The organism is Agrobacterium sp. NPDC089420 (genome assembly GCF_044900305.1).
Lineage (GTDB): Bacteria > Pseudomonadota > Alphaproteobacteria > Rhizobiales > Rhizobiaceae > Agrobacterium.
This window is the reverse complement of record NZ_JBJDMY010000011.1, coordinates 49,554-63,418: the sequence shown is the minus strand read 5'-3', so window position 1 is coordinate 63,418 and position 13,865 is coordinate 49,554. Positions and strand designations below refer to the sequence as shown.

The window sequence follows — 13,865 nt, the reverse complement described above, 5'->3', positions numbered from 1 at the left end:
GCTGCCGCGACCCCTTCGAAAAGAAGAAACAGGCGGCATGCCCTCGCCCCGTCGATTGCCGTAGCTTCAGGAACGGAAAAGCCGCGTCCCCTGCACCTCGTGACGCATCGCCGCCGTATCGGCAAGGATCGTGGCGCTGCCAAGGTCGTCGAGCGCAGATACCGCAGCCCGCGCCGCCATCTCCGCAATCACTGCCTCGCTTGCCGCCAGAATGGCGACGCCATCCTTCTGGCCGGCGACGCCGAGGCGAATGCCGGCCGAAACCAGCTGCGAGACGCCGGCATGTGCGAAAGCGGCAAGCGTTTCCCTGAGCGGCACCCCATGCGCAGCGGCCACGGCCCCGACGGCGACAGGATATGGACACTCCTGCGGCAAAAGCTCGAGAACAACATGCGGCCATGCGCCTGCGGCGGCAATGAAGGCATCCCCCAGAAGCACCGTTTCGCGGTATCGCTCCGCCGAGCCGGCTAAGGCCCGCGCCAGATCGGCCGTTTCCGTCAAGGCGGCGGCATCCACATGCCTGCGCCAGGCATCCGCCAGAAACACCGCATCGTTCCAGAGGCTGCCGCACCGCAGAAGCGTCTCCACCCAGCCGCCGAGCCCGGAGGCATCACGGACGCGTCCGTCCTCCACCGCCTTTTCCAGCCCGCCGGAATAGGAAAAACCGCCGACGGGAAAGGCCGGCGACAGCCAGGCCATGAGCCGCAACAGCGCGGCAACGCCGCGATCGTCGCTCACGGCTCAGCCGTGATCGTGATGGTGGTGGTCATGCCCGTGATCATGGCCGTGCCCGTGACCGTGGGAATGGCCGCCATGGGCATGATAGGCGCCGCGCGCCGGCTGGAACGGCTCTTCCACATCCCGCACGGTGGCGTCGAGACCTTCCAGCATGGCGCGGATGACGTGGTCGCGCAGGATGAGAATGCGCTCCTCCTCTATCTGCGCCGAAAGATGGCGGTTGCCCAGATGCCAGGCGAGCTCGATCAGGTGAAGCCGATCCCTGGCCTTGATTTCAAAGAGCTTTTCATCGGCAGCGCGAACCTCGATCAGATCGCCGTTCTCTACCACCAGAAGGTCCCCATGGGCAAACAGCACGGCTTCCTTCAGATCGAGCATCACCATATCGTCATTTTGCAGATGCAGCAGCTTGCGGCGCAGGTGCCGCTGGTCATGCGCCAGCGTGACATAACCGGAAGGCTCGTCGCCAGGGGTTCCGGCTGGATGGTAGGAGGTAACGCGCAGCATGGGATGATCCGTTCGAGAACTGTCTTGAGGCTCTGATTTTTGACGGATAGCCGGGGGGATTTCAAGGCGTGTTTTCAGAGCATGAATAAGGGTCGGAATTGTCGGCGGAAAGATTTGAGGCACCCGGCAACTTCTCCTCCGTCATGCCGGATCTAGTCCGGGGTGACGGTATGTGGACGAGGCGGCACCGCGAAAGACAATCACGTCCCAGAAAACGAAAAAGCCCGGCATTGCGGCCGGGCCTTCGTAAATCGTAAAACCAAAATCAGGCCGCGGCGCGTGCCTTGAGGTTTTCAAGAATGTTCTGCGGTGCGGAAACGCCGTAAGGGTCGGATTCGCAATTGTCCGAATAACCCTCTTCCTCGAACCATTGCTCGACCAAGCCGTCATTGATGACGGCGGCGTAACGCCAGGAGCGCATGCCGAAACCGAGATTGTCCTTGGCGACCAGCATGCCCATCTTGCGGGTGAACTCACCCGAACCGTCCGGAATGACCTTGACGTTTTCAAGGTTCTGGCCCTTGGCCCAGGCATTCATGACGAAGGCATCGTTGACCGACAGGCAATAGATCTCATCGACGCCGAGCGCGCGGAATTCGCCCGCCAACTTTTCGAAATCCGGAAGCTGGTAGGTCGAGCAGGTCGGCGTGAAGGCGCCCGGCAGCGAAAACAGCACGACCTTCTTACCCTTGAAATAATCGTCGGAGGTCATGTCCTGCCAGCGGAACGGGTTGGGGCCGCCAACGGCCTCGTCGCGAACGCGCGTGCGGAAGGTTACGGCGGGCACTTTTTTGCCGAGCATGTCTTGTCTCCTGATCTGTCTCTGCGGTTTTGCACGCATCGCTTGGGATCGATCCGCGCGGAATTCCTTTGCCGCTTCATAGCGCAAGATACGCTGCGCTGCAGCATAAAAAATCGGATTTCCAAACGTCAAATGCGCATAGCGCCGCAGCGCCGGACGATCAGTTGTGCAGCGCCACCGACCAGCGCAGCAGGGGCGGCAAGGGTGTCCACCAGCCGGTCCGGATGCCGGCTTGCCGCAACATGGCGGCAGACCAGCTGTTGCAGCCAGCAAACGCATTGAACCAGCCGTTCGCCTCGAAAAATGCGTCGGTCAGACTATAGGAAACGCCCGGTATCAGCTGCACCCTGCCCCCGTCCCGCTTGAAGCTTGCACGAATGGCGGCGACAAGCCGGTCATATCCCGAAGCCGAGACGGAAAGACGCTGAACGCCCGCGAAACCGGCGGGAAAATCCCCCGCCACATCCACATGCATCACCGAAGAATCCAGTGTCAGCGAGCGCAGCACCGGCATCGGCTTCAAATCCGCCCAGGTTGGCGTCTGGGTATAAAAAGACCGGCCTCCCCAGCCGACCACCAGATAGGCGGCGGCCGGATTGTCAACTGCGACACCCGCTTCGCGCAGTTCGGAAAATTCCCGCCGCAAATCCTCGTCGAGCCTGAGCGCAAAATCCGTATGGATCGGATTGGACAAGAGCAGGATTTCGCGATGCCCTTCGCCATCGCTCCCGTCATGCGCCGCAAAGGGGCGCGGCACCACCACGCCGAGCAGCAGAAGCAGACCGACCAGCAGCACGCCGGCGCCCATCCATCGCATGACGGCTCCCAACGCCAAACCCCGTCAGTAGAGGAAATAACGCTGCGCCATCGGCAGCACCGTGGCCGGTTCGCAGGTCAGAAGCTCGCCATCCGCCCGCACCTCATAGGTTTCCGGATCGACCTCGATATGCGGGGTGAGCGAATTGTGGATCATCGACGCCTTGGAAATGCCGCCGCGCACATTCTTCACCGGCAGCAGCTTTTTGGCAACGCCGAGGCGCTGGGCAAGGCCGGCATCGAGCGACGCCTGGGAAACGAACGTGACCGAGGAATTGGTGCGCAGCTTGCCGTAAGCCGCGAACATCGGCCGGTAATGCATCGGCTGCGGTGTGGGAATGGAGGCATTCGGATCGCCCATCGGCGCTGCGGCGATCGACCCGCCGAGCAGCACCATATCCGGCTTCACGCCGAAAAAGGCCGGGTTCCACAACACCAGATCGGCGCGCTTGCCGACTTCGATGGAGCCGATCTCATGGCTGACGCCCTGGGCGATGGCAGGGTTGATGGTATATTTGGCAATGTAACGACGCACCCGGAAATTGTCGTTTTCGCCGGTCTCTTCCTTCAGCCGGCCGCGCTGGCGCTTCATCTTGTCGGCGGTCTGCCAGGTACGGATCGCAACCTCGCCGACACGGCCCATGGCCTGGCTGTCCGACGAGATGATCGAAAACGCGCCGATATCGTGGAGAATATCTTCCGCCGCGATGGTCTCCTTGCGGATGCGGCTTTCGGCAAAGGCGATGTCTTCGGGGATGGAGGGCGACAAATGGTGGCACACCATCAGCATGTCCAGATGTTCTGCCAGCGTATTGACGGTATAGGGTCGCGTCGGATTGGTGGAAGAGGGAATGACGTTGGGATTGCCGCAAACCTTGATGATATCAGGCGCGTGCCCGCCGCCCGCACCTTCGGTGTGGAAGGCGTGGATGGTGCGGCCCCTGATGGCGGCCACCGTATCTTCCACGAAACCGCTCTCGTTCAGCGTGTCGGTGTGGATCATCACCTGCACGTCATATTGATCGGCCACCGTCAGGCAATTGTCGATGGCGGCCGGTGTCGTGCCCCAGTCCTCATGCAGCTTCAGCGACGATGCGCCGGCAAGGATCATTTCTTCGAGCGGCGCGGGCAGCGAGGCATTGCCCTTGCCCGCCAGGCCGAGATTCATCGGAAAGGCGTCAAAGCTCTCGATCATCCGCTCGATATGCCATGCGCCGGTGCAGGTGGTGGCAAGCGTGCCGTGGGCGGGACCGGAGCCGCCGCCCAGCATGCAGGTGATGCCACTCATCAGCGCTTCCTCGATCTGCTGCGGGCAGATGTAGTGAATATGCGCGTCCATGCCGCCGGCCGTCAGGATCTTGCCTTCGCCGGCAATCGCCTCCGTCGACGGGCCGACGATGATGGTGACCCCCGGCTGCGTATCCGGATTGCCGGCCTTGCCGATGGCGTGGATGCGACCGTTCTTCAGACCCACATCCGCCTTGTAGATGCCGCTGTGGTCAACGATGACGGCATTGGTGATGACGGTGTCCACCGCCCCCTCGGCCCGTGTCGCCTGGCTCTGGCCCATGCCGTCGCGAATGACCTTGCCGCCGCCGAACTTCACTTCCTCGCCATAGGTCGTGTGGTCCTTCTCGATCTCGATGAAGAGTTCGGTATCGGCAAGACGCACCCTGTCGCCCACGGTCGGACCAAACATGCCGGCATAGGCGGCGCGGGAAATCTTGTAAGGCATGGGCTCAGGCTCCTTGGGACGCGGAGAAAATCGATGTGGCAGAAACTCGTGTCAGCCGGCCCTCGTTTGAGAGGGCTTCGACCAGTTGTTGTTCGGCGGCAAAGGGATGACCGCTCCAGCCCTGATGACCGAAACCGGCAATCGCCACCTCGTCACCATCGCCGCTCACGCTCTCGAGAACATGGGCAATGGCAACAAGGCCGGTGCTGGGGCAGACATAGGATGCTGGCGCATAGGCCGCGAGCGCCGCATCGAGGCGCTCATGCACGTCGCGTGGAATGACGATATGGCTCTTGCCGGTTTCGCGTGCGATGGCCGCAAAACCGGCGGTATAATCGGCGCAGAAATCGGTGAGCTCCGGCCAGCGCGCGCGGATGCCCGACTCCATTTCTGAAAACTTCGCGGGATCGCGCACCGACCATAGCGCGGAGGCCTGCCGCACGCCGTCGCTTTCGCGCCAGTCACTGTCTTCCGTCATCTCCTGGCCCGGCCGCCCGGTATTGCAGACGGCCACCACATCCGTGCGGCTGCCGCCGGCGCCGAGCGAGCGACAATCATTAAAGCGGATGACGATGTCGGACAGATCGATGAAACCAGCCACGCCCGGCGGCAGCTCCCCGTTTCCGACAATCATGATCCGCCGCCCCATGCCGTTCAGAAACCTTCCGACAGCTGACGCAATTCGTCGGCGCGCTTGCTGCTCATATCGGCGAGGCAGGAAGCGATCAGCATCGGCTCCATCGTACCGCCACGCGCCTGAAAACCGGCGAGCGCGCAATTGGCGTCGCGAAACGCCACCCATGCGCGCTGGGCCGTCACCAGAGCGTCGGTCGCACCCTTGCTGCTTGCGTCGGCTGTCTTGTCGCGCTCGGCAAGCTGCTTGCGAAGCTTCTGATACGCGGCGTTCAGATCCTTGTCGGCCTTTTCATGGTCCTTGCCGGCGCAGATGGTCATATCCGCCTGCGTCTGCGGCGCCTTGCAATCCGGCGCGTCGTCGGCAAGCGCCGGGCCTGCCGCGCCGCCTGTCAGAAACAGCAGCGCAGCGGCGGCCAAACGGAAATTTTGCGGGTTCATCGCCATCGCTCAGCCCGCCGCGCCATCGAAAGCCTGCGATTTCAGCGCCCGCGGATCGACACCATCGAGACAATTGGCATTGACCGCCACCATGGGCGTACCGTCAGGCCCATCGGCATAGGCAAAGCTCTCAATGCCGCAGGTTGAGCAGAAAAAATGATGGATCTTGTGTTTGTTGAAGAGATATTCGCTCAGCTTGTCCTTACCGGAAAGCAGGGTGAATTTCTCGCGTGGTGCAAAGGCGAGCGTGGAGCCCAGACGCTTGTAGCGCGAACAATTGCAGATGACGGTATGATCGAGATCGGCATCGACCTCGAAGCTGACGTCGCCGCACTGGCAGCTTCCATGATAATGCGCCGTGGCCATCTCACAACCTCCCCATGACCTGCTGACGAAAACCGTAAACCTCGCGCTTGCCGGACAGCGGCACCAGCGTCACTTCCCGCTTCTGGCCGGGTTCGAAACGCACCGCCGTGCCCGCCGGAATGTCGAGCCGCATGCCGCGTGCCTTGTCACGATCGAAGATAAGCCCGGCATTGGTCTCGAAGAAATGATAGTGGCTGCCCACCTGCACCGGCCGGTCGCCCGAATTGGCGACTTCGATGGTCACCGTCGGCTGGCCGGCATTGAGTTCGATGGTGCCTTCCGCGGCAATGATTTCGCCTGGTTTCATGGTGCTCCCCTTATCTGTCTCAGGCGGCATTCGCAGCCGCGCAGCCTTCGGCCTTCAGGACGCGCCGTGTCGACGCGGGATTGTTGACGAGTTTTTCCGCCGGGCGGACGGGTCTGCGCACCAGTTCGCCGCCGCAATTGGGGCAGGCGCCATGCAGCACACCGGTTACACAATCGGCGCAGAAGGTGCATTCGAACGAGCAGATCATCGCATCCCGGCTGTCGGGCGCAAGATCACGGTCGCAGCATTCGCAATTGGGCCTCAGTTCCAGCGCCATGCCTTTTCCTTTACCGGATCGGTTCGTGAACGGTCACCAGCTTGGTGCCGTCGGGAAAGGTCGCTTCCACCTGCACGTCATGGATCATCTCGGCGATGCCATCCATCACCTGATCGCGGGAAATCACATGCGCGCCGGCTTCCATCAGGTCGGAAACGGCGCGGCCGTCACGCGCGCCCTCGACCACGAAATCGGTAATCAGCGCAATCGCTTCGGGATAATTCAGCTTCACGCCGCGCTCCAGCCGGCGACGCGCCACCATGGCGGCCATGGAAATCAAAAGCTTGTCTTTTTCTCTTGGGCTAAGGTTCATCGTCGTCCCGCAGCTTGGCACCTGCCCCGCAAATCAGCTTTGCGGGAGATCAGATCCGACATTTGACAGACCCCGAAGGATGCCCGCCACGAGGCGATCCCAAGGGATTACAGATTCCAGACTTTCGGCACTGGCGCGCCGTTTCGCAAGAGCGAAATGATCGGAAAAAGCAATTTTCTCAAGGAGAAACCATCGGCAGCGGCCACGCGCACCACAAGCTTGCCCTGCCATTCGCTGGCGCCGCCGCTTTCCCCGGCAATCGCCCGGATTTTAGGCAGAAGCGCCTCGGAGAGAGGCCCGATGTAAAGCAGCGTGGCGAAGGCGACCTGACCGGCCAGAACCGCCGTCTTCGCGGTCAGCTCCGCCACCTCGCCCTCGAGCAGAAGCTCCTCGGCATGCACCAGCCTGCCGCCATGGCGAATGCGCCAGCGGTCGCGAAAAAGCCCGTGCGTCATCGCCTCGCCCATGGCCTGACGGCCAAGCAGCACGGCTTCGACGGCGATGAATTCGGAAGAGGCGTCGAGATCGGCTTCCAGCCGGCGGGTGAGCGATGCCCGCTCGAAGAGGATGGTTTCCTGCGGCAGCCAATGCAATCTGGCGCCCGGCCCGGCGGAAACGCGGGCGGTGACAGTGGCGGTGCCGGATGATGCCTTGTAGACCTTCTCGCAGGCCTGGGTGGTGACGACAAGCGACGTGCCGGCACCGGCGATCGCCTGCCACTCGATCTCGTCTCCGCCGGTCAAGCCACCGGAAGAATTGATGAGAATGGCTTCGGCTTCATTCGAAAAGGTTTCCGGCAGGCGGATTTTGGCACAGCCTTCCTGGAAGAGTTCGTCCAGCCGGCTGCGCCCTTCAACCGCCTTGGTTACAATGCGTCCTCTGCCACGGGCGCGCTGCGGCCGGACAGGTTGAGCGTCTTCGCAACCGGAAGCGCCGATGGCTTGCTGTTGGTGCTGCACGCGGTCTCCGAAGCGGTTGCGGAAGCGGATGCGGCCTTGGCGCCGCAATCCTTCTTGACGACGGCGTCCACCACCATCTGCCCTTCCGTGTTGCGGAAGAAATCCCACATTCTTTCGGCCGCATCAACCGTGCGTGTCACTTCGCCTGTGGGCATCTTGCGTTCCACGGCGGGTTCGGCCTTCGGCGTCTGCTCGCCGCCCGGCTTGCGGGTGACGACGGCGCTTGCGGCCAGCACTTCCGCCTTCATGGTGGCGCGCGGCCAGGCGTGGTCCCAGTTCTCGATGACATAGGACTGGATGCGTGCACCGGCCTTGCAGACATCGTAAGAATTGACGGTGAAGCTCTCGCCCACCTTGCTTTTGGCAGCGCCCTTGCAGCCGTCCATTTCGGCCCAGCGCTTCAGTGCCGTCTCGCCGCCATATTGCCAGTAAGACTTGCCGCCGCCCTGATAGGGGTTGGCAGGATCCTTCAAGCCCGCAAAGGCGATGATCGACATCGGCCTGGCAGGCGTGCAGCTTGCCGCATCCGGCCCCCATTTGCCTTCGGTCTCCAGCGGATAACCGGCGCGCAGCGAGGCGACGAAACCGGCAGCGGCAAAATCCGCGCTGCCATTGCAGATGAATTGCGACAGCATGCGCCCGCCGCCGGAATAACCCGAACCGTAAAAGCGCTCCTCGTCCACGCAGAACCTGCCCTTGACCATGGCGATGGCGTCGCGAATGAAACCGACTTCATCCAGGCCGCCCGGACGCTTGGTGACGCCGGGAACGTTCCAGGCATGGGTGCCGGGCAATTCGCCGTTCAGGCTGCCGGCCAGCGCCACCACCACGAGACCGTCGCGCTCGGCAAGCTTGTCCCAGCCGCTGCGGTTCAGTTGCCCATGCGGATTGCTGTTGGAGCCATGAAAATCAAACACCACCGGCAGCGGCTTTTTTCCGTCATAGGCGGAGGGAACAAAATAGACGCCGTCGCGTTTCTCTCCACTGGAGAGAATGGAAAAATCATGCCGGCCCGGTTCCATGCCGGGTCCGGGCAACTGGCCGCAGGTCGATGCCGACGCTGCGACACCGGCGCTCGCGCACATTGCAAGGCCAAGAACCAGGATGCGGGCGGAGCGGAACAACCGGGCAGCCCGGCCAATTGCAAAGTCTGGAATCATTGACACGCCTTTATTGGCACTCTGTCTCCGACGATACGTCGGATGTGCATGGAATGTAAGGGATCAACTGTCGCGGCGTGCGAATAGACTTTTCCTGTGTCTCGCATGCAGCATTTTCGCTGCCAATATCACAGGCAATTATTCAATGAAATGCTAAAATTGCGCATAAAAGCCATGTCGAGACGCATAGGCTTTCAAAATATTAATCGGCCGTTTGCACGCCGTGATCGGCATGCAGCTCTTTTAGTCTGCAATTATACTGTCAGATGACGCCGCGCTTCCGGCGTATCCAGCGTCTCGGCCAGCCCCTCATGCACGATTTCGCCCCTGTCCATGATGTAGACGTAATCGGCAAGTTCACGGCAGAAATCCAGATATTGCTCGACCAGCAGGATGGCCATGCCAGTGGAATCGCGCAGATATTTGATCGCCCGGCCGATATCCTTGATGATCGACGGCTGGATGCCCTCGGTCGGCTCGTCGAGAACGAGGATCTTCGGCCGCGTCACCAAGGCCCGGCCGATGGCGAGCTGCTGCTGCTGACCGCCGGAGAGATCGCCGCCGCGCCGTGACAGCATGGATTGCAGCACCGGAAACAGGCTGAAAATATCGTCCGGGATGAAGCGCTCCTTGCGCGGCAGCGGCGCATAACCGCTCTCCAGATTCTCCTGCACGCTGAGCAGCGGAAAGATTTCACGCCCCTGCGGCACATAACCGACACCGCGCTTGGCCCGCTGATAAGGCGCCAGCCCGTCGAGCGTCGCATCGCCGAAACGGATGGTGCCGGCACTGGTGACCTGCTGACCGGTGACGGCCCGCAGAAGCGAGCTTTTGCCGACGCCGTTGCGGCCGAGGACGCAGGTGATCTTGCCCATCTCCGCCTTCAGCGACACACCGCGCAGGGCTTGCGCCGCGCCGTAGTGGAGGTTGATGTTTTCGACATTTAGCATTTTGTCACTCCATCAGCGCTGTAGTGGGCGGCGTTACCCCCCTCTGCCCTGCCGGGCATCTCCCCCTCAAGGGGGGAGATCGGCAAGCGGCGAAAACTCTGCCCATGGAACGGGCGGATGCGGCATCTGATCTCCCCCCTTGAGGGGGAGATGCCCGGCAGGGCAGAGGGGGGTATGGCGAACGCAGACGCTTCCATCACCGCCCCAGATAATTCTCGATCACCTTCGGATCGCTCGACACGAAATCGATCGACCCTTCCGCCAGCACCGAGCCTTCGGCAAGGCACGTCACCTTCACCCCCAGTTCGCGGATGAAGCCCATGTCATGCTCCACCACCACCACAGAGCGGGTCTTGGCGATTTCCTTCAAAAGCACGGCGGTTTCGGCCGTTTCCGCATCGGTCATGCCGGCCACCGGCTCGTCAACCAAAAGCAACTTCGGCTCCTGCGCCAGCAGCATGCCGATTTCCAGCCATTGTTTCTGGCCGTGCGAGAGATTGGCGGCGAGATCGCCGCGGCGGTGGCCGAGGCGCACGGTGGCGAGGATGTCCTCGATGCGGGCCTTGTCCTCTTCGGTCAGCCGGTAGAACAGCGTCGCGAAGACGCCGCGCTTGCGGTTCAGCGCCAGTTCCAGATTGTCCCAGACGGTATGGCTTTCGAACACCGTCGGTTTCTGGAATTTCCGCCCGATGCCGAGCTGGGCGATATCCGCCTCGTCCTTTTTGGTGAGGTCGATACTGTCTTCAAACAGCACCGTGCCGGTATCCGGCCGCGTCTTGCCGGTGATGATGTCCATCATCGTCGTCTTGCCGGCGCCGTTCGGGCCGATGATGGCGCGCAGTTCGCCCGGCTCCACCACGAAGGAGAGGGAATTCAACGCCTTGAAACCATCGAAGGAGACGGAGACGCCGTCGAGATAAAGCAGGCTTTTTGTTCTGTTTTCGGAAACCGTGTTCATATCCGCCTCACTCCGCCGCCTGTTGCGCCACTGTCGAACCGCCGTCATTGCCCGGCCGTGCGTCGCCTGCCGCAAGCGCAACCCGCTTTTCGCGCCGCCCGGCCAGATAATGCTGCAGGGTGCCGACAATGCCCTTGGGGAAGAACAGCGTCACCGCAATGAAGAGCCCGCCCAGCGCAAACAGCCAGAATTCCGGGAAAGCGCCGGTGAAATAACTCTTGCCGCCATTGACCAGCAGCGCGCCGATGATCGGCCCGATCAGCGTGCCGCGCCCGCCCACCGCCGTCCACACCACGACTTCAATGGAGTTGGCGGGGGAAAATTCGCCGGGATTGATGATGCCCACCTGCGGCACGAACAGCGCGCCGGCAATGCCCGCCATCATGGCCGACACAACAAAGGTGAAAAGCTTGATGTTTTCCACCCTGAAACCGAGGAAACGCACCCGGCTTTCGGCATCGCGCACGCCCACCAGCACCTTGCCGAATTTGGAATTGACGATGCCCGACGCAATCAGCAGCGACAGCGCCAGCATCACGGCCGTCATGGCAAACAGCACGGCGCGCGTGCCATCCGCCTGCACGGAAAAGCCGAGGATATCCTTGAAATCGGTGAGGCCGTTATTGCCGCCAAAACCCATGTCGTTGCGGAAGAAGGCAAGCAGCAGGGCATAGGTCATGGCCTGGGTGATGATCGACAGATAAACGCCGTTGACGCGCGAGCGGAAGGCGAACCAGCCGAACACGAAGGCGAGCAGCCCCGGCACGACAAGCACCATCAGCGCCGCAAACCAGAACATGTCGAAGCCGTGCCAGAACCACGGCAGTTCCTTCCAGTTGAGGAACACCATGAAATCGGGCAGCACCGGATGGCCATAAACCCCGCGCGTGCCGATCTGCCGCATCAGATACATGCCCATGGCATAACCGCCGAGCGCGAAGAAGGCGGCGTGGCCGAGCGAGAGAATGCCGCAATAACCCCAGACGAGATCGAGCGCCAGCGCCAAGAGCGCATAGGCCAGATATTTGCCGAGCATCGACATGATATAGGTCGGGATCCGGAATGCACTACCCTCCGGCAGGAGCAGGTTGGAGGCGGGCACCAGCACGGCGATGGCCAGTATGATGCCGATGGCGATGGAAATGCGGCGATCGAGCGCGCGCAGGAGGAAGCCGGTAATCATGCTTCGATCGCCCTTCCCTTGAGTGCGAAGAGACCGCGCGGCCGCTTCTGGATGAACAGGATGATGAGGACGAGCACGAGGATCTTGCCGAGCACGGCGCCCACCGTCGGCTCGAGAAACTTGTTGAGCACGCCGAGCGACAGCGCCCCGACCAAAGTTCCCCAGAGATTGCCGACACCGCCGAACACCACCACCATGAAACTGTCGATGATGTAGCTCTGGCCGAGATTGGGCGAGACATTGTCGATCTGCGAGAGCGCCACACCGGCAAGACCGGCAACGCCGGAGCCGAGCGCGAAGGTGAAGGCGTCCACCCAGGGGGTGCGGATGCCCATGGAGGAGGCCATGCGGCGGTTCTGCGTCACGGCGCGCATCTGCAGGCCAAAGGCGGAGCGCTTCAAGAGCACCAGCAATGCGAAGAACACCGAGAGCGAAAAACAGACGATCCACACCCGGTTCCAGGTGAAATTGAGATAACCGACGCTGAAGGAGCCGGACATCCAGCTGGGGCTGCCGACTTCCCGGTTGGTGGGGCCGAAGATGGAGCGCACGCCCTGTTGCAGGATGAGCGAGATGCCCCAGGTGGCGAGCAGCGTTTCAAGAGGGCGTCCATAAAGGAAACGGATGATACCGCGCTCCATGACAAGCCCGACGCAGGCCGTGACCAGAAAGGCGGCGGGCAAGGCGATGGCGAGCGACCAGTCGAACAGGCCGGGGAAATGGCTGCGGATCACCTCCTGCACCATGAAGGTGGAATAGGCGCCGATCATCACCATCTCGCCATGCGCCATGTTGATGATGCCCATCACGCCGAAGGTGATGGCAAGGCCGATGGCGGCGAGCAGCAGCACGGAACCGAGCGACAGGCCGTACCAGATATTCTGCGCATAATCCCAGAAGGCAAGGGAGCTTTCGATGCTCGATATGGCGCTGTCGATATCCGGTTTCAGGCTCTGATCCACGGAAGGCGACGCCGCCATGAGAATGCCGATGGCGTCGCGGCCGCCCAGGTTCTTGATGGTGGCGATCGCTTGCCTCTTCGCCTCCAGCGGACGGTCGGAGGAGAGCAGCGAGACAGCCCGCGCCTCCTCCATCCGGGTCCGCACCTCTTGATCGGTTTCCCTTGATATGGCCGCTTCCAGCAATTCGAGATTTTCGGCGCTCGGCGCTTTGAGAACCGCATCGGCGGCGGAAAGCCGCACGGATTTTTCCGGGCTGAGCAGGGTCAAACCGCCAAGGGCTGCGCGGATGACGCGGCGCAGATTGTTGTTGACCTTGATCTTGGTAACCGCCGCCTTCGGCGCTTCACCGGCGCTTTCGCCGGTCAGCGGGTCGATGAGCGTGAAATTGGAGCCCGCCGGCTTGGTCATGAACACCAGATTGTCGGCCTTGCGCACATAAAGATCGCCCGCCGCAAAAGCCTCGAGCGCCGGAACCACGCGTGCATCGCCGGTGGCGGCGATCTGCCCGATCAGCGCTTCGGCCGCTTTGAAATCCGCCGTGCCGAGCTGGTCGATCAGCGCCTTCGGATCACTCTGGGCGAAGGAGTGGGCAGCGATCCCCATGGTGAGCCAGAGGAAGATGGCTCCGAGAAAAGATCGGATCGTCATGTCGGGGTCCTTGGGCGTTTGACGACGGGGCGTTTGTGTGGCGCGGCTTGAGTATGCGGCTTTACCCCCCTCTGCCCTGCCGGGCATCTCCCCCACAAGGAGGGAGATCG

At 62.0% G+C, this 13,865-nt stretch carries 17 protein-coding genes; all 17 read right to left on the bottom strand.

Annotated elements, in window-relative coordinates; all coding sequences use genetic code 11:
- Nucleotides 1–66: 66 nt before the first annotated feature.
- Nucleotides 67–738 (bottom strand): urease accessory protein UreF, encoded by a 672-nt coding sequence (locus ACI2KA_RS17335; RefSeq protein ID WP_404503699.1) that lies wholly within the window; start codon nucleotides 736–738, stop codon nucleotides 67–69.
- Nucleotides 739–741: 3 nt separating this feature from the next.
- Nucleotides 742–1,245 (bottom strand): urease accessory protein UreE, encoded by a 504-nt coding sequence (gene ureE, locus ACI2KA_RS17330; RefSeq protein WP_404503698.1) that lies wholly within the window; start codon nucleotides 1,243–1,245, stop codon nucleotides 742–744.
- 265 nt (nucleotides 1,246–1,510) lie between these two features.
- Nucleotides 1,511–2,047 carry a peroxiredoxin gene (locus ACI2KA_RS17325; protein WP_404503697.1) on the bottom strand — a complete coding sequence of 179 codons (537 nt, stop codon included), beginning with the start codon at nucleotides 2,045–2,047 and terminating at the stop codon, nucleotides 1,511–1,513.
- Between the two features lie 160 nt (nucleotides 2,048–2,207).
- Nucleotides 2,208–2,864 carry a TIGR02117 family protein gene (locus tag ACI2KA_RS17320; protein ID WP_404503696.1) on the bottom strand — a complete coding sequence of 219 codons (657 nt, stop codon included), beginning with the start codon at nucleotides 2,862–2,864 and terminating at the stop codon, nucleotides 2,208–2,210.
- Between the two features lie 24 nt (nucleotides 2,865–2,888).
- Nucleotides 2,889–4,598 (bottom strand): urease subunit alpha, encoded by a 1,710-nt coding sequence (gene ureC / locus ACI2KA_RS17315; RefSeq protein ID WP_404503695.1) that lies wholly within the window; start codon nucleotides 4,596–4,598, stop codon nucleotides 2,889–2,891.
- Nucleotides 4,599–4,602: 4 nt separating this feature from the next.
- Nucleotides 4,603–5,247, bottom strand: a complete 645-nt coding sequence (locus ACI2KA_RS17310; RefSeq protein ID WP_404503694.1) for a Urease operon accessory protein — start codon at nucleotides 5,245–5,247, stop codon at nucleotides 4,603–4,605.
- A 5-nt stretch (nucleotides 5,248–5,252) separates the two neighbouring features.
- On the bottom strand, nucleotides 5,253–5,672 hold the full coding sequence (locus tag ACI2KA_RS17305; protein ID WP_404503693.1) for a lysozyme inhibitor LprI family protein: 420 nt from the start codon (nucleotides 5,670–5,672) through the stop codon (nucleotides 5,253–5,255).
- A gap of 9 nt (nucleotides 5,673–5,681) precedes the next feature.
- On the bottom strand, nucleotides 5,682–6,038 hold the full coding sequence (locus ACI2KA_RS17300) for a GFA family protein (protein WP_404503692.1): 357 nt from the start codon (nucleotides 6,036–6,038) through the stop codon (nucleotides 5,682–5,684).
- A 1-nt stretch (nucleotide 6,039) separates the two neighbouring features.
- The gene (locus ACI2KA_RS17295) at nucleotides 6,040–6,345 is read right to left on the bottom strand and encodes an urease subunit beta (RefSeq protein ID WP_404503691.1); all 306 of its coding nucleotides are present in this window, start codon (nucleotides 6,343–6,345) and stop codon (nucleotides 6,040–6,042) included.
- 19 nt (nucleotides 6,346–6,364) lie between these two features.
- On the bottom strand, nucleotides 6,365–6,622 hold the full coding sequence (locus tag ACI2KA_RS17290) for a DUF1272 domain-containing protein (RefSeq protein WP_404503690.1): 258 nt from the start codon (nucleotides 6,620–6,622) through the stop codon (nucleotides 6,365–6,367).
- A 10-nt stretch (nucleotides 6,623–6,632) separates the two neighbouring features.
- On the bottom strand, nucleotides 6,633–6,935 hold the full coding sequence (locus ACI2KA_RS17285) for an urease subunit gamma (protein WP_063948239.1): 303 nt from the start codon (nucleotides 6,933–6,935) through the stop codon (nucleotides 6,633–6,635).
- Nucleotides 6,936–7,042: 107 nt separating this feature from the next.
- Nucleotides 7,043–7,894: an urease accessory protein UreD gene (locus ACI2KA_RS17280; protein ID WP_404503689.1), complete on the bottom strand. Its 852-nt coding sequence runs from the start codon at nucleotides 7,892–7,894 to the stop codon at nucleotides 7,043–7,045.
- Entirely contained in the window at nucleotides 7,801–9,054 is a 1,254-nt protein-coding gene (locus ACI2KA_RS17275) for an alpha/beta hydrolase family esterase (RefSeq protein ID WP_404503688.1), read from the bottom strand. Before ACI2KA_RS17275 ends, ACI2KA_RS17280 begins: the two co-directional genes overlap by 94 nt.
- A gap of 254 nt (nucleotides 9,055–9,308) precedes the next feature.
- Nucleotides 9,309–10,004: an urea ABC transporter ATP-binding subunit UrtE gene (gene urtE / locus ACI2KA_RS17270; RefSeq protein WP_404503687.1), complete on the bottom strand. Its 696-nt coding sequence runs from the start codon at nucleotides 10,002–10,004 to the stop codon at nucleotides 9,309–9,311.
- 196 nt (nucleotides 10,005–10,200) lie between these two features.
- Complete coding sequence (urtD, locus tag ACI2KA_RS17265; protein WP_404503686.1) at nucleotides 10,201–10,962, bottom strand: urea ABC transporter ATP-binding protein UrtD; 762 nt, start codon at nucleotides 10,960–10,962, stop codon at nucleotides 10,201–10,203.
- A 7-nt stretch (nucleotides 10,963–10,969) separates the two neighbouring features.
- Nucleotides 10,970–12,145, bottom strand: a complete 1,176-nt coding sequence (gene urtC / locus ACI2KA_RS17260; RefSeq protein ID WP_404503685.1) for an urea ABC transporter permease subunit UrtC — start codon at nucleotides 12,143–12,145, stop codon at nucleotides 10,970–10,972.
- Nucleotides 12,142–13,755, bottom strand: coding sequence for an urea ABC transporter permease subunit UrtB (urtB, locus tag ACI2KA_RS17255; RefSeq protein ID WP_404503684.1), 1,614 nt, complete (start codon nucleotides 13,753–13,755; stop codon nucleotides 12,142–12,144). Before urtB ends, urtC begins: the two co-directional genes overlap by 4 nt.
- Nucleotides 13,756–13,865: the final 110 nt, after the last annotated feature.